The 19,625-nt window shown below is 55.7% G+C and carries 19 protein-coding genes; 9 read left to right on the top strand and 10 right to left on the bottom strand.

Annotation, left to right across the window (positions count from 1 at the left end):
• Window positions 1–4: 4 nt before the first annotated feature.
• Together metE and D8M41_RS10735 are read left to right on the top strand one after the other, a co-directional pair.
• A complete protein-coding gene (metE, locus tag D8M41_RS10740) occupies window positions 5–2,326 on the top strand; it encodes a 5-methyltetrahydropteroyltriglutamate--homocysteine S-methyltransferase (protein ID WP_126927020.1) in 2,322 nt (773 codons plus the stop codon).
• A 187-nt stretch (window positions 2,327–2,513) separates the two neighbouring features.
• Window positions 2,514–4,508 carry a M13 family metallopeptidase gene (locus tag D8M41_RS10735; RefSeq protein WP_126927019.1) on the top strand — a complete coding sequence of 665 codons (1,995 nt, stop codon included), beginning with the start codon at window positions 2,514–2,516 and terminating at the stop codon, window positions 4,506–4,508.
• A 130-nt stretch (window positions 4,509–4,638) separates the two neighbouring features.
• Here D8M41_RS10735 and D8M41_RS10730 read toward each other — a convergent pair whose 3' ends face one another.
• The 3 genes from D8M41_RS10730 to D8M41_RS10720 form a co-directional block, all read right to left on the bottom strand.
• Window positions 4,639–5,874, bottom strand: a complete 1,236-nt coding sequence (locus D8M41_RS10730) for an MFS transporter (RefSeq protein WP_126927018.1) — start codon at window positions 5,872–5,874, stop codon at window positions 4,639–4,641.
• Window positions 5,875–5,938: 64 nt separating this feature from the next.
• Window positions 5,939–6,610: a DUF6318 family protein gene (locus D8M41_RS10725; RefSeq protein ID WP_126927017.1), complete on the bottom strand. Its 672-nt coding sequence runs from the start codon at window positions 6,608–6,610 to the stop codon at window positions 5,939–5,941.
• Window positions 6,611–6,836: 226 nt separating this feature from the next.
• A complete protein-coding gene (locus D8M41_RS10720) occupies window positions 6,837–7,544 on the bottom strand; it encodes a DUF6318 family protein (protein ID WP_126927016.1) in 708 nt (235 codons plus the stop codon).
• 432 nt (window positions 7,545–7,976) lie between these two features.
• On the opposite strand from D8M41_RS10720, the gene D8M41_RS10715 reads away from it, so the two are divergent.
• The 7 genes from D8M41_RS10715 to D8M41_RS10685 all read left to right on the top strand — a co-directional run bounded on the left by D8M41_RS10715 (window position 7,977) and on the right by D8M41_RS10685 (window position 13,546).
• Complete coding sequence (locus D8M41_RS10715) at window positions 7,977–9,206, top strand: toxic anion resistance protein (protein ID WP_006889106.1); 1,230 nt, start codon at window positions 7,977–7,979, stop codon at window positions 9,204–9,206.
• A gap of 5 nt (window positions 9,207–9,211) precedes the next feature.
• Window positions 9,212–9,739, top strand: coding sequence for a hypothetical protein (locus tag D8M41_RS10710; protein ID WP_126927015.1), 528 nt, complete (start codon window positions 9,212–9,214; stop codon window positions 9,737–9,739).
• Window positions 9,740–9,752: 13 nt separating this feature from the next.
• On the top strand, window positions 9,753–10,286 hold the full coding sequence (locus D8M41_RS10705; RefSeq protein ID WP_006889085.1) for a TerD family protein: 534 nt from the start codon (window positions 9,753–9,755) through the stop codon (window positions 10,284–10,286).
• Window positions 10,283–11,080, top strand: coding sequence for a hypothetical protein (locus D8M41_RS10700; protein WP_006889094.1), 798 nt, complete (start codon window positions 10,283–10,285; stop codon window positions 11,078–11,080). Before D8M41_RS10705 ends, D8M41_RS10700 begins: the two co-directional genes overlap by 4 nt.
• Before the next feature lie 40 nt (window positions 11,081–11,120).
• Window positions 11,121–11,699 (top strand): TerD family protein, encoded by a 579-nt coding sequence (locus D8M41_RS10695; RefSeq protein ID WP_126854670.1) that lies wholly within the window; start codon window positions 11,121–11,123, stop codon window positions 11,697–11,699.
• A gap of 48 nt (window positions 11,700–11,747) precedes the next feature.
• On the top strand, window positions 11,748–12,851 hold the full coding sequence (locus D8M41_RS10690; RefSeq protein WP_006889107.1) for a DUF475 domain-containing protein: 1,104 nt from the start codon (window positions 11,748–11,750) through the stop codon (window positions 12,849–12,851).
• A gap of 116 nt (window positions 12,852–12,967) precedes the next feature.
• Window positions 12,968–13,546, top strand: coding sequence for a TerD family protein (locus tag D8M41_RS10685; protein WP_126500729.1), 579 nt, complete (start codon window positions 12,968–12,970; stop codon window positions 13,544–13,546).
• A gap of 175 nt (window positions 13,547–13,721) precedes the next feature.
• Here the strand turns inward: D8M41_RS10685 and D8M41_RS10680 are convergent, their stop codons facing one another.
• The 7 genes from D8M41_RS10680 to D8M41_RS10650 all read right to left on the bottom strand — a co-directional run bounded on the left by D8M41_RS10680 (window position 13,722) and on the right by D8M41_RS10650 (window position 19,367).
• On the bottom strand, window positions 13,722–14,444 hold the full coding sequence (locus D8M41_RS10680) for a DUF6318 family protein (RefSeq protein WP_126927014.1): 723 nt from the start codon (window positions 14,442–14,444) through the stop codon (window positions 13,722–13,724).
• A 147-nt stretch (window positions 14,445–14,591) separates the two neighbouring features.
• A complete protein-coding gene (locus tag D8M41_RS10675; RefSeq protein ID WP_126927013.1) occupies window positions 14,592–15,341 on the bottom strand; it encodes a DUF6318 family protein in 750 nt (249 codons plus the stop codon).
• 87 nt (window positions 15,342–15,428) lie between these two features.
• The gene (locus D8M41_RS10670) at window positions 15,429–16,196 is read right to left on the bottom strand and encodes a DUF6318 family protein (RefSeq protein ID WP_126927012.1); all 768 of its coding nucleotides are present in this window, start codon (window positions 16,194–16,196) and stop codon (window positions 15,429–15,431) included.
• Between the two features lie 263 nt (window positions 16,197–16,459).
• Entirely contained in the window at window positions 16,460–17,215 is a 756-nt protein-coding gene (locus D8M41_RS10665; protein ID WP_126927011.1) for a hypothetical protein, read from the bottom strand.
• 118 nt (window positions 17,216–17,333) lie between these two features.
• Window positions 17,334–17,576 (bottom strand): hypothetical protein, encoded by a 243-nt coding sequence (locus D8M41_RS10660; RefSeq protein WP_126500735.1) that lies wholly within the window; start codon window positions 17,574–17,576, stop codon window positions 17,334–17,336.
• 64 nt (window positions 17,577–17,640) lie between these two features.
• Window positions 17,641–18,399, bottom strand: coding sequence for a hypothetical protein (locus D8M41_RS10655; RefSeq protein WP_126927010.1), 759 nt, complete (start codon window positions 18,397–18,399; stop codon window positions 17,641–17,643).
• A gap of 200 nt (window positions 18,400–18,599) precedes the next feature.
• Window positions 18,600–19,367 carry a hypothetical protein gene (locus tag D8M41_RS10650; RefSeq protein WP_126927009.1) on the bottom strand — a complete coding sequence of 256 codons (768 nt, stop codon included), beginning with the start codon at window positions 19,365–19,367 and terminating at the stop codon, window positions 18,600–18,602.
• Window positions 19,368–19,625 lie beyond the last annotated feature (258 nt).

Here is a 19,625-nt window from a genome sequence, read left to right as displayed (position 1 = left end):
TAGGATGACCCGCACCCCATTCCCCACAGCAACCGTCGTCGGTTACCCCCGCGTGGGCCGTTTCCGTGAGCTGAAGAAGGCACAGGAAGCGTTCTGGAAAGGCAAAATCACGCAGGATGAGCTGCGCCAGGCGGCCGCAGATGTGCAGCGCACCTACTATGACCGTGTGATCGAGCGCGGTCTTAGCGCCACCGATTCGTCTATCCCGGCGACTTTCTCGTACTACGATCAGGTGCTCGATGCCGTGCGCCTTTTCACCCTCGTGCCCAAGCGTCTTGCCGACGCCAAGGATGCGCGCGGCCTGCTCGATCTGCCCGGGTACTTTGCTCTAGCGCGCGGCACAGAGACGCTGCCTCCGCTGGAGATGACGAAATGGTTCGATACGAACTACCACTACCTGGTGCCCGAGATCGGCCCGGATACCGAGATCACGCTGAATCTTGAGGCTATTGACGAGCAGCTTGAAGTCGCCAAGGAACATGGGGTGACGGTGCGCCCGCAGCTGGTCGGCCCGCTCACTCTGCTTCTTGGGGCGAAAGCCGAACAGGGTTCGCCCGAAGGGTTCACGCCGCTGGATCGCCTGGACGATTTCGTGAAAGCCTACCGGCAGGTGCTCGCCGAGCTGGCGGCACGCGGCGTGCAGTGGGTGCAGCTCGACGAACCCGGCCTGACCGTGGACCGCGACATTCCCAACGCCAAAATCGCCGAATTGGCGCGTAAAACTTACACCGCGTTGGCAGCCGAGACGAACCGCCCCGCAATCCTGGTGACAAGCCCCTACGGCAATCTGCGCGAGAACCTGCCCGCACTGTTAGACACCGGTATTGAGGCGCTGCATCTCGATCTGGTTTCCACGCTCTACGATGCCGAGGCGCTGACCGCCTTCAAAGACTCCGGCGTAACCCTGGTGGCGGGTGCCATTAACGGGCGCAATATTTGGCGTGCCGACCTGCGAGCGCTCCTGCACGCGCTCCAGAACATTAATGGCGGTGCGGTGGCGGTTGCGTCCTCAACCTCGCTGCAGCATGTGCCGCACGATCTTGACCTTGAAGACCCCGCCGATGTGCCCGTAGACGGTCTGGCTTTTGCCGACCAGAAAGTCGCCGAGATCGTGACTCTTGCCTGCGGTCTTGCCGACGGTGAGTCTGCGGTTGAGGCAGAGTTGAAGACCTCCGACGAAGCGCTAGCACGTTTCACAGCGGATCCGCGTAAGCATAATGCGGCAATCCGTGAGCGTGCCGCATCCGTGAAACCGCAGGATTTTGAGCGCCCTGAACTGAAGACCCGCCGGGATGCCCAAGCCGATCTGAACCTGCCGAAGCTGCCGACCACAACCATTGGTTCGTTCCCGCAGACCGGCGATATTCGCCGCCACCGTGCAGAGGCACGTGCCGGTAAAATCACGCAGCAGCAGCTTGAGGAGTTCCTGCGTGAAGAGATCGCCTCCGTTATTAAACTCCAGGAAGATTTGGGCCTGGATGTGCTCGTGCATGGTGAGGCCGAACGTAACGACATGGTGCAGTACTTCGCCGAGAATTTCGATGGTTTCGCCACGACGAAGCACGGCTGGGTGCAGTCCTACGGTTCACGCTGCACCCGCCCGTCGGTGCTGTTCGGCGATGTGAAACGCTCAGGTGAAGGGCTGCGCGGCGAGGCCGTGACCGTGCCCTGGATTTCCTACGCCCAGTCCCTCACCGATCGTCCCGTCAAGGGCATGCTGACCGGCCCGGTGACTATTCTGGCCTGGTCGTTCGTACGTGATGACCAGCCGCGCGAGGAAACCGCGAATCAGGTTGCATTGGCGCTCGCCGACGAAATCGCCGATTTGGAGGCGGCAGGCATACGCATTATTCAGGTGGATGAACCAGCACTGCGTGAGCTTTTGCCGCTGCGCCGTGATGAGCAGCCCGCGTACCTGGCGTGGTCGGTGAATGCGTTCCGCCTGGCGACGAGCGCGGTCGAGGATAAAACTCAGGTTCACACCCACCTGTGTTACTCGGAGTTCAACGAGATTATTGATTCGATTAATGCCCTGAATGCGGATGTGACCAGTATTGAGGCGGCGCGCTCGCATATGGAGCTGCTGGCGGATATTCCCGAAAGCTATGTTTCGGGGCTGGGCCCGGGCGTGTGGGATATTCACTCGCCGCGTGTGCCTTCGCAGGCCGAGGTTGAGGAGCTGATCCGTGCCGCGATTGGGTACGGAACCATCTCTGACCTGTGGGTTAACCCGGACTGCGGTTTGAAGACCCGCGACTACGAGGAGACGAAGAGGACGCTCAAGAACGTAGTGTCCGCCGCGAAGAAGGTTCGGGCGAGCCTGTAGCCTCTTTATAGGTCCGCGAGCAGCGGGGTTTTGCCTGAGAAGGTGAGAAAATATCACCTTTTCGGCAAAATACCCGCTGTTCGCGGATTGTTTTACCCGCGTCCCGGGCCATCCTGCGGGCAGGCTGAGGGGTAACCTCATATTGCGTGGTGAGGCGCGCCATCTGCTCACCCCCTAGAATGGGTTCATGGATAACACTAAAAAATCAGGTATTGTCACCGAATGGGTCGATTCAAACGTCAAACCGGGCGATGATTTCTTCCGCCACGTGAACGGCGCGTGGCTCGACACGTACGAGATCCCCGCCGACCGTTCCAAAGACGGCGGCCTGTACACCCTGCGCGATGACGCCGAGAAGCATGTGCGTGAGATTATTGAGCGCGTCGCCAAGGAACAGCCTGCTTCCCGTATTGGTGCACTGTACAACTCATTCATGGACACCAAGAAAATTGAGGCGGATGGCCTGGGCCCGCTGCTGAAAGAGGTCGCCCCCATCCTGAACGCGCAGACCCCGCAGCAGCTGGCGGTCACCCTGGCGCTGCTCTCACGCGCGGGTATTTCGCAGCTGATCGGCTGGTACACGAGTATCGATTCGAAAGACCCGCAGAAGTACACGTTCTATATGACCCAGTCGGGCCTGAACCTGCCGGATGAGGCGTACTACCGTGAGGAGAAGTACGAGCAGGTGTGCTCCGCCTATATTGACCATATTGCGCGTGTTTTTGAGCTGACCGGTTTGGCGGAGGGGTTTAGCCTCACCCCGGCGGAGGCGGCGAAACTGATTTTTGCGCATGAGGCCGAGATTGCCGCCCACCACTGGGATGTGGTCGCTAACCGCGACGCCGAGGCGCGGTACAACCCGGTGGATGCGGCCGAGCTTGAGAAGAAGTTCCCCGGGTTCCAGTTCTCGCACTGGCTGCGGGCGCTTGGTGCTGACCCCGACAGCATGGGCAAGGTGGTGGTGTCTCAGCCGTCGTTCTTTGAGGGTGTGGCGCGCCTGTGGGAGCAGACGCCGCTGCTGACGTGGAAGCTGTGGGCGGTGTGGAATGCTGTGCATTCGCGGGCACCGTTTATGTATGACGAGCTGGTGCAGGCGAATTTCGATTTTTACGGCCGCACCCTTTCGGGTACGGAGAAGCTGCGCGATAGGTGGAAACGCGGCGTGGGCACGGTTGAGAAGGCGCTCGATCAGGAGGTCGGCAAGGAGTATGTGGCGGTGCATTTCCCGCCGGAGCATAAGGCGAAGATGCTCAAACTGGTGGATAACCTGCTGGAGGCATACCGCCGCTCGATCACGAACCTGGAGTGGATGACCGAGGCCACCCGTGCGAAGGCCCTGGAGAAGCTGTCCATGTTCGTGACGAAAATCGGTTACCCGGATGAGTGGCGTGACTACTCGAAACTTGAGCTGGTTGAGGGCGATTTGTTCGAGAATTTGCGCCGCGTCTCCGCCTTTGACTGTGATTTTATGCTGGAACGCAATGGCCAGCCGGTGGATCAGAACGAGTGGCTGATGTCGCCGCAGACGGTGAACGCCTACTATATGCCCCCGGCGAATGAGATCGTGTTCCCGGCCGCTATTTTGCGCCCGCCGTTCTTTGACCCCGAGGCCGACGATGCAGCAAACTACGGCGGTATTGGCATGGTGATCGGGCACGAGATCGGCCACGGTTTTGATGATAAGGGCTCACGCTATGACGGCACGGGGGCACTGAATAACTGGTGGACCGATGAGGACTATGAGGAGTTCAATAAGCGCACGCACGCCCTGGTTGAGCAGTATAACGCCTACACCCCGGTGGGTCTTGACCCGGAAAAGTTCCGGGTAAACGGTGAGCTGACACTGGGTGAGAATATTGGTGACTTGGCGGGATTGTCGATTGCGATTGAGGCGTATAAGATCGCCCTTGAGCAGCAGGGTATTAATTCGTTGGAGGATGCGCCGGTGCTTGATGGGATGAGCGCGGCGCAGCGTCTGCTGTGGTCCACGGCCCAGGGCTGGCGCACGAAGTCCCGCCCGCAGCACGCGGAGATGATGATTTCGGTGGATCCGCACTCCCCCGATGAGTTCCGGGTGAACGGCACGGTACGCAATATTGACGAGTTCTACACGGCTTTCGGTGTTGCCGAGGGGGATCAGCTGTACCTGCCGCCCGAGGAGCGGGTGCGCATCTGGCTGTAGCGCCCTGCGCCTTTAGCAAAATCTTTAGCAGACCCACAAACCTGCGGGCAGAGGGTATCGGTTCGAGCAGCGGATATTTTCTCCTCTGTTAGAACACATATCCTCTGCTCGCGGCCTCAGGGGCTAGATGTTAGGTCGTGCGGCGGGTCCACTTGGTGAGGGTAAGACCCGCTGTAACAGCTATGAGGGATGCGGCACACACTATGGCGTACAGCCCGGTATCAGCCCACACACTCACATGTGAGAACAGCAGGCTGCCTAATGCGGTGAAGAGTGCAGTTGCCAGGAAAATAACCGACATAACTTTCCCAATATGTTTGGGGGTACTGTTCTTCTGCACATCACTATATAGTCGAATATTGTAAATAACTATAATTCCTGCGCTTATAAATAATGCACAAAATACACTAATAATTCCGGGAATAATAGCTATACAGTACGCGCAGCACATCAGAAACAGTAGAGTATTTGGGTGAGCTTTTGCCCCGAGACTGGGCGTTTTATGAATAGTAGCGGATGCAGCCACAGCACCCAGCGCCGAGATAAACATGCCCAACCCATACATGTTTGAGTCCATCCCCAGGTGCGCCACTCGCCCCAGCAGCAGATACAGAGTGGAGGCTCCCCACACGTTAATGACCGTAATGTAGAGCACCTCGCGTCTAAGATATGCTGAAGAGGCTATATATACTAGTCCATCACTTAAATCACGAGTTATTCGAGGTTTTTCTTCCTTCACCTCAGCACGAGACACACGCCGCCCCGAAGGCAGATACAGAGTGATTACCAAAGAGAGCATGAAAGAGACAAAATTGACAATCAGCGCAGCTTCAAGAGCATCAGCTGTCTGTTGCGCCAGGATAGCTGCACCCACTAGCGGGCCCGCCGAACGCGATAATTCCCCTACCACCGAATAAACACTATTGTATTTTTCAAACTCTTGAGTATGGAGTATTTCAGGAATGATAGCCCGGCTGGTGGGCGCATATATTGTTGCGATAAGCGACAACCATGCCGAAAGAATGAGCACAATAAAAACACTTGCGTGCCTGTCAAGGTATATCGATAATACGGCGGCGACTATACAGAAAATACTGTTTATAATGTCATAGGCGATAAGCAGTGTTTTCTTATTGTATCTGTCAATAATCGTGAACCCCAGAATACTGGCAAGAAGCACCCCTGCCCCATTGAGTGCGTTCATCAGCCCCACCATCTGATTACCTGCATGTTGACTCACGTACCATGCGACCACCACAGTGTAGGCGATCGACCCTACTCGGGAGAGGGCGGTGGCAGGAATAAGGTTGTGTGCCCTGCTGTATCTGTTAACCACCTGGTTTATCACCGTTTCATCATTACCCATACGGCGCGGCTTCTAGCTCGCAGTGTTGGATTTTTATATCCTTCGCGGGTGCATAAGAGTGCATCTATACCTTGTTCGTGCCGCTGGCTGCGGAGGAGAAGAACAAGGCGTCAGTGCTGATGACCCACTTGTTGTCTTTGTAGGTTAGATGCATCTCTGCGTCATCGGTTATTTCCCGCTTGTCACTGGAAATATCTCGCGCACGGCCATCTGACACAGCGAACTCCCCGATAGTGATTTTCGTTGTGCAAGGCCACATGTATGTGTCGTCTTTTTTCGTGGGCAGAGGATCTTTAAGGATGAAAACGCACTTGGATTCCCCCACCCATGCCTGGGTGAAGGGTTTCCCAAAATACTCGTACACGCCCTTTTTGTCTGCCTCCTCCATGTTCACCTGCTGAATACAGGTGTCTTCCCCGGTGTTTATGGCGTAGGTGATGGCGGCCGCATAATGCCCGAGGGCGGAGTAGATTCCCGCAACGGTTTTATTGTCGATGTTGGCGGGTTTGACGGGTTTAGGCGTGTTCTTGGCGCGGTGCTTTCGGGTGGCGGGTTCGTAGGTTCCCGCGGAGGTGTCGTAGCTGTCGAACTTGATCTCGCCCGAGTAGTCTCCCCTTATGTCTGTGAGCTGGGCGGAGGAGGTGCAGGCCCCTAACGCGGTGGCACCTGTTGCGGCGATCCCCGTGAGCACGGCGCGGCGGGTCACGGCGGAAGTTCGGTTTAATGCGGAAGTCATAGGGTCATCGTTCCTTTTTGCGGTCGATGGTCGGTTCTTCATTCATCATATCGACCGCCGGGGAACATCTAAAGACCCCACCGCCTTCACTGCGGTGCAGGTAACCAGTGTTATGGCTTGTGAATCATCTGTAACACTCGTGAGCTGTTCCACTTTACACGGGGCACAGAAGAAACAGGGCACCGGGTCCTGGGGACGAGCGCGGCAGCAGCCTTGTGCTGGCATCCTAGACGCGGGAGGTTCCCCCTGCACCGGGCGATGAGGAGCTACGGTTGGTGGGCAGGGTATCAAAGACCCACCGCTCGTCCTTGTACCGGGCAACAATATCCATGGGGAACTCTTTTGACCGTTCTGATTCTGGGACTTCTTCCACTGAACGATTCTTCACCCGGAAGGGGCCGATTTTAAGAGTGAGCAGAGCTGGCCACGTGTAGGTATCGCCGTCTTGCCGGGGTGTAGCCTCTTTAAGACTAATGATGAGTGTGGGGTCAGCAACCCAGGTGGAGTCACTCACATGGCCTATAGCCCTTGTCAGAGAGGCTTTATCTTCGCTGTTTAATGCGCTTTTTCCAACACATTCCGCGTCGCCGCTGGTGAACCCGTAGATGTAGGCGGCAGCCAAGTAGGCAATATTGGCGTGGAGTCCGGCCACACTGTTCTTATTCGCTTCTTCGGGAAGGATAGGTTTGGGGACGTTTTTGGCGCGGTGTTCCCGGGTGGCGGGTTCGTAGGTTCCCGCGGAGGTGTCGTAGTTCTCGATTTTCGCTTCGCCGCTAAAGTCGGTGCGTTCAGAGTTTGAGGGGCTGGCTGCCCCTTCCTCTATTGTTTGTGTGGTGGCAGGCACCAGTGTGGAGGCGCATCCTGTGAACGCGGTAGCGGCTGCAATACCCACGGTCATGAGTGCGGTGCGGCGGGTATAGGCGGAAGTTGTCATAGCGTGTCATCCTCAACGATTGGTGATTGCCATATTAGTTTATCTGCATGGAGGTATCTAGTTTAACGGCTTAACCACGGTGTTGCTTGTTATTTTGGCAAGTATTTCATCTCTGGCGACGGGCGCCTGGGCCTGAAAGCTGATCGTCCTGGGCTCATCTGAGAGAACCGAAAACGGGTGGAGGTTCAGTCTCCAACGCACCGTCCGTCGGCGCGCAGCGCATGCCCAAACGTTACCCCTGAATATTGTGTTAAAGCAGCACTAAAACGCTTCGCGCCGCACTGTCCGGGCCGCTTTTGCGCGACTATTCAGGTTCTTTCCGTACAATAGAATACGTTGCCTCCGTACAGGTGCGCGGCACCCGAATAACCGTGCACGGTACGTATTGGCGGCTTCACCGTGACTATTAGTGCGCTACAGAAAGGGTGTCCAGTGTCTGACGTTCCCGCCTCCGAACCACAGTTCGGTGCACCCCCAACCGTTACCCAGGCCCCTGCCAGACTGGGCACCCAAGGCACCCTGGATTTGGTGAAAAAAGAGACCCGCGCACCCGAGGCAGCCACGGTGAATAACGGCGCTGATGAGCTGGCAATAGCGCTGAATAACACCGACCTGAAATCCCCCACGCTGCTTGACACCCTTGAGAACACGATCTCGGTGTACGGTGCCGACACGTTCAACGGTATTGACGTAATCACCCAGCGGCTGCTGAACATGCAGGAGCTTGAGCTCGCCCCCGAGTCACCGCAGACGAAAGCCTCGAAAAACTTGGCTGAACTACGCGCGCAGATCAACTCCCTGGATTACAGCGCAATTGACGGCACCCCCGGCAAGCGCGGCCTGGCAAAACGCCTGCTGGGGCGCGGCAAAAACAAGATGGAGGCGTTCTTCTACCAGTACGCCACCGTCAACCGCAATATTGAGGGCATCAGCAAAAAACTTAAAAAGTCCACGGACGCCCTGGTGATGCAGCAGGCGGAACTGGTGAAGCTGCGTGAACGCCTGCAGGAAGGCATGCGGGATTTGAACGAGAAGGTTGCGGTGCTTCAACAGTTCGCCGATATGGTGCGTGCCGCCGCCGAAGAGACCCGGCTTGAAGGGGATGAAGAGACCGCGCGCATTTACACCGAGAAGGTGCTGTACGTGACCGAGCAGCGCATCAGCGACCTGCTCACGAAGCTTGAAATTGCCGGGCAGGCGTACCTGACCAGTGACGTTGTCTCCAGCAACGGTAAAGAGCTGATTCGCGGTATCCGTCGCGCCGAAGACACCACCCTGTGGGCGTACAAGATGACCGCCTACATCGCCCGCTCTTTGGGCATGCAGGAGGCGGTGCTGCAGCAGCTTGGCGCCCTGAAACAAACCACGGAGAACGCGATCACGCGCAACGCCGAAATGCTGTCCTCGCAGGCTACGCGCATCCAGCAGATGGCGTCCCAGCCCGCAATCGACCCGCAGGTGCTGGAGCAGGCGCACGGCAAGGTGCTGGCCGCTCTTGATGAGATTTCCTCCTTCAGGCAGGGGGCGGTGGATGCGTTCGCCCAGTCAAACCAGATGCTGCGGGAGCTCACCGCCGACTCGATGCGCCGCGTCGAACGCAGCAACGCCGAAGAGAACACGGTCACCGGCGGCGGTTCTGCCCGCGCCATCACCGGGAACTAGCGCCAATGAGCTTCCTTAAATGGTTTCTTGGGGTTCAGGATACACACCCTGCACCCCAGCCCGGGCAGCAGCCAGCCCCACCCGGGGCGGGGGTGGGCGAGCATACTGCCCAGGCCGGTAACGCACAGGCGTACCCGCAGGTACACGAGCCCACACCCGTCGAGGTGATCGCGGAGGCCAGCATACGCCTGGGACAGTTCGCTGACACGGTACCGCCTCGGGCGCTCTTTCCGGCGTTTGAGATGGTCGAAACCTACCGGAAGATCACGGATGAGGCGGGGTCTAACACGCACCGGGCGCTGCCGGAAACAACCTCATACACCCTGCAGACGGCGCTAAGCACCTACCTGCCGAACCTTTTCACCGCCTATACGCGCACCCACTCCCCCACCGAGACGCAAACCACCGAGCTGGTGCAGGCGCTCACGGAGGCGAACCGCGAGTTCTCCACCGCCCTGAACCTGGTGCGGGCCGGGCACAGCATGGACCTTGAGACGCACACCCTATTTATGCGTAAGCGCATGGTGGCATGATGGGGGCGGTAACATGATGGAACTGAGCATCGGGCAGAACGTGAACCTGACCCAGGCCGCCCCCGAGGTGCACAATATCCTGGTGGGGCTGCGGTGGCGCACCGACGAACCGCTGCTGCGTGAATGCCTGGAAGCCGGGGTGCTGCTCACAACGGGCGGGCGCCTGGTGAACCGCCGCGACTTCGTGTTCGCACACCAGGTGCTTGACAGCTCCGCCAGTGTGCACCGCCGCGAGATCATGGGCGACGACAAGGCACAGTTCGGCATACATTTACCGGAGGTTCCGGCGGATGTGGACTCGCTGGAGGTGGTGCTTTTCATTAACGGGGAAAGCTCAATACGGCTTAACCGTGCCAGCGGCATACGGGCCCGCGTCATTAACCCGGCCACGGGAGCCACCATGTTCCGTGCACCACTGGCGCAGGTGGGCCGCAGCGCGGCGGTGCGCCTCATGCAGGTGTACCGGCACCGTGGGGACTGGAAGGTGCGTGCGGTGTGTGACGAATGGGCAGATGTTCCAGCGATGCTGCGGGGGTTCGGGTTGTGAGCCGCTACAGCTTCTTAACGGCGTACCTGGCCGACCCGGCGCCGCAGAATACTCGTGACCACGGCGGCAGCGCCCCTGCCACCACGGGCAGCGCGGCGGCTCACGCACCCCAGCGAACAGCCTCGGCCGCTACCCAAAACACCCGGCACAGCTCCCCCACACCGGCGGCACAGCCCGGTGGCGGCGGGCGTCGCGTGCAGGCCCCCTCAGTCGTCAAACCCGGCGGGTCGAATAGCGCGGGGCGGTCGGTGGCCCCGCCGGATATGCGTAAACCCGCGCGCCGCACCGCCACCTACACCCCCGCAGAGCCCAACAGCCGAATATCGGGGGCACCCTCCGGGGCCGAAACCACCGAAACATCCACACCCGTAACCGCCAGCCCTATACCAGACCCCGAACCGCACTGGTGGGGGTCCGCCCCGAATATCACCGAAGCGGCGCAGGAGGAACGGGCCTTCATACTTGATGCGGTACAGTCCGGAATCGGCGGGGTGAGCATCACCGGCACGAACCTGCACGCAACCCTGCTCACCTGGGACGGCACCACCATCGACTACCCTGAGCCTTCACGGCCCGAACCCATTGATACGGTCACCAGGATCACTCTCAACACCGACTGCACGGTGCTGAGCATACCGCCGCGGGCGCTCACGCAGCTGCGTTCGCTGGTTGTGGGCGGAGAAAATCTTATACTGGCCAACACCAGCCTGGGGTTTACCCGAACCCTGGACAGGGGCGCGCTAGTATTAAGCGAGAGTGGGTACGCTACGCTCGCAATAGCCATTATCGGCTAGAAATAACCACCATAAATAGACAAGAGATAAGGAAAGGTACATGGCTGCTATTAAGCTCACCAAAGGCAACCCCATTAACCTCACCAAGGAGGCCCCCGGCCTGAAGAACCTCACCATCGGTCTCGGCTGGGACCTGTCAATTGCCGGGGAAACGTACGACCTGGACGCCTCGGTCATGCTCACCGATGAGAATGACAAGATCATTTTCGATGACGCCTCCCTGATCTTCTTCAATAACCCCACCAGCGCGGACGGGGCGATCGTGCACACCGGTGATAACCGCACGGGTGACGCCGAAGGCGACGATGAGACGATTATCGTGAACCTTGAGAAGGTGGACCCGCAGGTTCAGCGTGTGCACATCCTCGCCTCTATTTACGAGGGTGAGAAGACCGGCAAGAACTTCGGTGTGGTGCGCAACGCCTACGTGCGCCTGATTAATGACGACACCAACGAAGAGATCGCCCGCTACGACCTGTCCGAAGACTGCTCGGCGGCACCGGCGGTGCTGTTCGCTGTGGTGTACCGCCATAATGGCGAGTGGCGTTTCAAGGCTGTGGAAGACCCCTTCACCGGTGGCCTGCCGCACCTGCTCACCTCTTACGGTTTTACCGTCTAGAACCCTCTAGACAGCACACACACGCTCTATAAGGAGAGCTTTTAATCAATGGCATTGTTGAAATTCTTCAAATATGACCTGCTCATCACCCTCGCAGCGCTCGTTGTGGCGATGTTCTACGGCGGTGTTTCGGGCATGGTTTCCGCCGCGATCCTGATCGTGCTTGAGATCGTGTTCTCGTTCGATAACGCGGGCGTGAACGCAAAATACCTGAACAAGATGTCGCACGCCTGGCGCCGTATCTTCCTGACTGTAGGCGTGCTCGTTGCGGTATTCGGGATGCGTCTGGTGTTCCCGTTCCTGATCGTATGCCTGGCCGGTAACGTGGGACCGGTCGAAGCGTGGAACCTGGCCATGGAGCGCGGCGACCCGCACACCCCCGGCACTTACGGTTACATCCTGGAATCGGCGCATCACACGATCGCCTCTTTCGGCGGCATGTTCCTGCTGATGCTGTTCCTCTCATTCCTGTTCGAGGCAGGTAAGGATGTGCACTGGCTGGCGGTCATTGAGAGGCCACTGGCTAAGGCGGGGCATTTCGACTCAATGCCGGTGCTGGTTTCGGGTGCGATCCTGTTGGCGGCCGCACAATTGTTCGGGGCCGAGCACCATGAACAGTACACGATCCTGCTCTCCGGGCTGCTGGGTATGCTCACGTTCCTGGCGACGAACGGTCTGGCGACGTTCATGGAGGACCGCAATGAGGCTCAGGAAGAGTCTCTGTCGGAGGTCGCCATGCTCACGGGTAAGGCCGCGTTCTCCATGTTCATCTTCCTGGAGGTGCTGGATGCGTCATTCAGCTTCGACGGGGTGCTGGGCGCTTTCGCGGTGACTTCCGACCCGATTATTATTGCGATCGGCCTGGGTGTGGGCGCCCTGTTCGTTCGTTCAATGACGATCTACCTGGTTGAGAAAGGCACCCTGCAGGAGCTGCGCTACCTGGATCACGGCGCGCACTGGGCGATCGGTGTTCTGGCGCTCATGCTAATAGCGACCCTGAAGTGGGATATCCCGGATTATGTGATCGGTTTATCCGGCATCGTGTTCATTGCGGGTTCGGTCATCTCATCCCGCCGCGCTAACCGTGCCGAAGCCGCCGAGAATGATGGGGACGCCAAAGAACCCGTAACCTCGGGAAGCTCAACCGATTAGGCCGCCCTGTGAGCGTGTCCGTAACCGCTGCCGGGTGGCCGCCCCACTGGGGTGGGCGCTGTCACCCGGCGCGGCATGACAACTAACGTACAACGATGTAGAAGGGTAGAGAAACTATGGCCATTAACCTTTCAAAAGGCCAAAAGATTAACCTGTCAAAAGATAGCGGCCTCACCCAGGTACGCCTGGGTCTGGGCTGGGACCCGATCAAGGTGAAGGGCTTCTTTGGGCGCACCAAGGAGAAGGCCGTGGACTTGGACGCTTCGGTGCTGGCCTATGATGCCTCGGGGCAAATGGTTGAGGCCGTGTTTTACGGGTCGTTGCGTGCCGCAAACGGCTCAATCATCCACCACGGTGATAACCTCACTGGTGCCGGTGATGGCGACGACGAGGTTATAGACATTAACCTGCCCGGGGTGGATGCCCGCGTCAACACCCTGGCGTTGGTGATCACATCATATTCGGGTGATCAGTTCAGCAGTATTGAGAACGCGTTTGTGCGCGTCGAAAATGTGGAAAATCGGCAGGAGCTGGCCCGTTTTGAGATGACGCAGAAAGGCTCGCACACGGGCCTGATGGTCGCCTCCATTAGCCGGGACGGGAACGACTGGGTGTTTAAGGCCGTGGGTTCGCCGCTACCGGGCGCCGCACGCACCCCACGGGACGTTATCGACCCGGCCCGTGCCTACCTGTAACCTGCCAGCTAACACGAACCGTAGAAGCAGGTTCCGGCCCGTGATACAGGGGTGCCCCAGATGGTTAACCATCTGGGGCACCCCTGTTACGTACTTTAGTCAGTCATGGTGCACACCCGACACTTCAGCAGCGCCGCACCAGCCACGTGTCTTTGAAGCAGACGCAGGTAACCGCCTAGATTGAACTGCTGGGTGAGGCACTGGCTGATGCACCACCCGGCGACTGAGAGTTGAAGTCACTAATATGCCACGCACCATTCGAATATTTGGCAGTAAGCTCGTCCTTACCCGTATGCTTCCGTTCTGTCTCTTTGAGCTCGCGCACGTTTCCGAAAGCTACTATATATTCCCCAAGATCAAAGGTGTATGTAGCAGACCAATGGTAGGTGTCATCATGTTTAGTAGGCTGGGATTCTTCCAGAAAAAACGTAAAAGTGGGATTGCCAAACCATGCCTTCCCCTCTTTAAACGCCTTTAACATAGCCTTGGTAGAACTAGCCTTAGTCATATCCCGTTTTTCTTTGTCATTGAGGTCTGACTGCTCAAAATATTGGTCGTCTCCCGTAGCGAAAAGATACTGTAACGACGCTGCCATGAACGCAAGAGACGAGTAGAGGCCCGCCACTGAGTCCTCATGAATATTATCGGGTTTAACAGGTTTTGGTATGTTATTCGCTGGCTGGGTGCGGGTAGCTGGCGAGTAGGTTCCCGCAGAGGTATCGTAGCTTTCGAGCTTCACCTCACCTCTATAGTCTTTCTCGGGCTCTTTTGTCTGATCATTACCAGAAATATCCGAGGCAGAAGAGTTTATATTTAAACCGCTGCAGGCGGTTAAAAACGTAAGGGAGCCAGCGCCTAAAAAGCCAAAGGCGGCACGGCGGTTCACTATGAATGTCATGTTAGGTTTCCTTTCAGCTGGGAATAACCAGCCTCAGCATCATACTGAGCTTTCACCACGGTGAGCGGGGGTTTTCCAGCCCAAATCTGCGCTGCAGCTTTTTGCGCAGGCAAGAATTTTTCCGCATACCAAGGTGCAAGGGGCGGCTTAGGGCTTCACCGTTGAGGAGAGTGCCTGAAGAGCTGCAAGCTCCCACACGCCACCCGTATACTCGCCACGCATAACAACTTTGCTACTAGTTTTCCGTTCATTAGCAGGCATATCGCGCACTTGACCGGCAGTCACCAAGTAGGCACCTACTGCGGTTGTGATGGTTGCTGGCCATAGATAGTATTTACCCGATTTATTGGACGAGGATGTTTCTAGGGTGATGACATACTTGGGAGCTTCAAACCAGACTTCGCCTGTTTGCAGAACCGAGTACTGTTCAACCATTATGTCGTAGTTTTTCTTCTCCTCTGGGTGAAGTTTGACCTGCTCAGTGTACTGGGAATCCCCAGTGGTCATGAGGTACTGCATTGAGGCTGCCATGAATGCCAAGGATGAGTAGAACCCTTCCTCAGAGTTCTCGTTCATGTTCTTTGGTTTGATGGGCTTGGGCACGTTCTTCGCTGGCTGGGTGCGGGTAGCTGGCGAATAGGTTCCCGCAGAAGTGTCGTAGCTTTCGAGCTTCACTTCCCCTTTATGGTCTACCGACGACGAGCTGGACGGTGAATTAGAGGCAGCAGAAGACGACGAACTCGCTGGACCGGCGGAGGCACTGGACGATGCGCTACTGCTCTCAGCCTCTTGATGCTTCACAACGGTTCTTATAGGGGCGCAGGCAGACAACAATGCTGCAGCAGATCCAGCACCCGCAAAGTTCAGCGCGGCACGGCGGTTAAATACGGAAGTCACAATATTATCGATCTCATTTGTCCAGATTCAGGATGTTTGACTCTTTTATTGTAGCTAAAATTCGTTTTTATTACCTTAAATTTCTTTTTATGAGTTATCTGAAAGATCATAGATCATGATGGTAACTTCCCACACGCCACCAGTATATTTCCCTTTCATATACCCCTTTTGAGGCTTTTCAGCCCCTGTAGAAGGCACAGGAACCGTCTGGCCTTGTGCGTTATGAACATTTTTACCGTAATCAAAAACGACCGTAGAGGGCCATGTGTAACTAGAGCCTGACTTGGTGGGCTGGTCAGTTGTTAATGTAATAACAATCTTGGGGTTTTCAAACCATGCGACACCGCCTGCGATATATTGTGCCATCTCATCGTAGTCACTCAGGTCCTCTTCCTCATCAGTCTTTACCTGGTCCAGGTATTGCCGGTCGCCTGTTGTCACAAAATACTGGAACGAAGCGGCATAGAAGGCGATTGTTGAGTATAGACCAGCCACCGAGTTTTCATTCATATTCGCTGGCTTAATGGGTTTAGGCACGTTCCGCGGGGGGTGCTCGCTGGTGCCGGGCTCATAGGTGCCTGCGGAGGTTTCGTATTTCTCTAGTTTTGCCTCACCTTTATAGCTCTTCGCAGGCTCCGAAGATGCTGATGAAGACGATGACGTAGAGACCGCAGGACTCACGGACTCCTCAGACGGCTCCGGAGAATGTGAATTGGGGCTGCTACTACTGCTACTGCTGCTGCTATCGCCGCTACTTTTCTTGACACTTCTTAGCGGGGCGCAGGCCGCTAAAAATGCAGCAGACCCTGCGCCCAGAAGGCCCAGGGCGGTGCGGCGGTTCAATACGGAAGTCATGACAGGGGTCGCATCCTTTCCACATAAGGTGATCGCGCACTCTTATCATACAGCGGCGGGGGCAGAAGTAGCGGTTCGAAGGTGCGTGCGCTATTAACAATAGAATGCAGGCCACATCCATTAAGAGCGACAGTAGGCGCCTAGGCGCGTACCCCCTACGGCAAGCCTACTGAGCAGGAGGCTTTTACAGGTATCGCCCGTGGCCATGATTACCCATAAAAGTTACGCACTCCTCATATGAGTCTTCCCATACTGATACACCACTATTTATCCTCGTTATCTTGTGCCTTAAAAACCTGGCTTGGCATATGCTCTACAGTTTCAAGATGGATCTCGCTCTCAACGGCATCAACACGCCAGTCACCGTCCTCCCACACCATCGGCACGGAGAACTTAGCAATATGATTCTGCCCATCAGATTTCCACAGAAAAACAGCGTCAACCACAGCCCGCTCTGGCGAGTAAGACTTTATATCATAACCAGCGATACGGGCATCAGCAGAGTCAGCCGGATGGCTCTCAGGAGCTTCAGGCTTATATTCAGCAGCAACACGCTTTGAAAGCAAACCCCTACGCTCTGCCTCAGTTGCATTAATATCACTTTCAGCAGCCATGTACGTGATAGCTGCCATAGCAGCACCGGTTGGGTTATGAGCAAAGCAATATCCCACCACACCAGGCGTATAGGTAGGACCATACGTTGCAGAGACCGGATATTTAATACCATCATAAGTTTTTTTAAACCGATAATCCGATGGCGCTTCTACACTGAATTCTTTCTCAGAAGCCACCGGCACCTCACACTTATGATCGCCACGGCCTGTAGGTGGTGTGCTTGTTTGCTGTCCGCCACCCGAAGTCGCAGAACTTAATGATACCGCCGCACCTTCAGCAGAGCTTTTAGTCTCTCCCTTATTTCCCATTAGATTCCACACCAACAAAACAGCCAGCATTAGAATCACGCCGAGCATGACAATAAAAAGAAAATTACGCCCCGGGATTTTAGAAACATCAGGCATTAAGCACCTCCAAAAAAAATATTAATAAAATAGTTGCTGAATATTGCGACCACTATCGCAGCGAATAGCTACCCATCATCTACTGCGCAGATCCACATTATAGGGCTGGTTACTACCTTCATCCAGTCCATTGTGTCTTTTTCAAGACTAATAACAGGGCCAGCATGAATCCATGACGAAATAAATGTCTGAAAAAGTTAACAGCTCCGGCCCACAGGGAGATCGGAAAATCATTACTCAGGCCTTCAAGCTCAGTTTTAACAGCAGTGCCATCAGGATCTTCAACAGCCCCTCGCACCTTTTCAGAGGCAGCAGCCACATTCTCATGACATTCCGCTTTATCATCAATCGCAGGGTTCATATCACAACTGAAATCCCCAATATTTTGGTTGTACCCGCAGCGAAATCAGCCACGTAATTATTCATTAGCTTTTGCCTCCGTTGGCTTTAAACACCTGCTCCGGCGCACGAGTCACCAACACCGGCTCCACCGTGTCTGGATTCACGTCCACCTTCCAGTCATCGTTCTCCCACACCAACGGCAGAGTAAATTTCACCGCAGTCTGCTTACTTTCACCCTCACGAGTCACCAGTACAACAACCCCAATCTTTGCCCTCTCCGGTGAATACTGCTCAACCTCATACCCAGCTATACGGGTATCATGAACAGGCTTAGCCACAGACATATCAAGGTTCTCCCGAACAGAAGCAGAAAACAGATCCTTTAACTCCTCCCCAGACGCGCGAGAATCCCCCGACACAGCCGTAACCTGCGCCGCAGCCATTGCGGCCCCCACCGGATTATGCGCAAAACAATACCCAACCACAACCGGGGTATACGTCGGCCCCGCCGACGCACTCACCGGGTACACGATCCCCACCGTTGACGTCTTAAACTGATAATCTGATGGCGCCTCACCACTAAAAGCCTTATCAGAAGCCACCGGAACATCGCACTTATGATCACCGCGACCTGTAGCACTAGAGGACGACGCACTTGAGGGCTGTCCGCTACCCGACGGCGCAGAACTAGATGATGCCGCCGCTGCACCCTCAGCAGAGTTTTTAGTCTCTCCCTTATTTCCCATTAGATTCCACACCAGCAAAACAGCCAGTATTAGGATCACGCCGAGCATGACAATAAAAAGAAAATTACGCCCCCGGATTTTAGAAACGTTAGGCATTAAGCACCTCCAAAAAAATATTAATAAAATAATTACCAAATATTACGGCCGCTGAATGGCCGCCACAGCTGCTTGATATTTATAATCACATTTAGAACTATATTTATGTTGCACTAATGCGTATGATCTACCCTGAATCCCGCAGTAAATGTATTCACGGTTATTCACACTCAGAATTTTACACCCATAGTTCCATTATTTTAACTATTTTGTGATCCACCTTGAGCCTTAAAAATATAAGTTGGCTCTTTGGTTAAAGGAGACGGCTCCGGCTTTTTATCAGTATCTATTTTCCAATCATTATCCTCCCAAATTAATGGTATAGATACCTTAAATCCCGTATTTTTCCCATCCGAGTCCTTAGCGATAACAACAATACCGATAGTAGCTTTTTCAGGAGAATAATTTTCTATATCATAACCAGCAATACGAGCATGTACACGCTCAGTATTACTATTAGGCGCGGAATGAAGATCAGCTGCTATACGCGAAGAATACAGTCCACGAAGCTCGGCCTCAGTAGCCCGAGTATCCCCAACAATCGTGCTACCCTGACTAGCCGCCAGAGCAGCACCTGTTGGGTTATGAGCGAAACAATACCCCACCACCATGCCTGGCTTATAGGTAGGACCATACTGAGCCGATATCGGGTAAATAACACCATGGGTTGTTGTCTCAAACCGATAATCAGACGGCAGCTCAGCGCTAAAAGCCTTATCAGGAGCCACCGGCACATCACACTTATGATCACCACGGCCTGTAGCGCTAGAGGACGACGCACTTGAGGGCTGCCCGCCAGCCGACGGCGCAGAACTAGATGATGCCGCCGCTGCACCCTCAGCAGAGTTTTTAGTCTCTCCCTTATTTCCCATTAGATTCCACACCAGCAAAACAGCCAGTATTAGGATCACGCCGAGCATTACGATAAAAAGAAAATTACGCTTCTGCCCCTCAAGCACACGAGACATTAAGCACCTCCAAAATAGTATTCATACAATAATTACTGACTGTGGCAATCATGGTTATAAGAACAGCTGCCCACCATCTGCCGATACCGCAGGTGGGTCCAACAGTGCAGGTTCCTCCGCGATAAACATGACTGGCCGACCAGCCCCCAACATAATGGTCACGCACGGGCTGGCAGGCTGCCCATACCTCGTTGGTGCCGCGCCCAATACCCAGAAGACACCGTAACTTTTGTGTGTGAACGGGCTGCACCTTAGCCC

The organism is Rothia sp. HSID18069, from assembly GCF_003989155.1.
Lineage (GTDB): Bacteria > Actinomycetota > Actinomycetes > Actinomycetales > Micrococcaceae > Rothia > Rothia aeria.
Note: the sequence above shows the minus strand (reverse complement) of the source record. Positions and strands in the feature narration are given on the sequence as shown.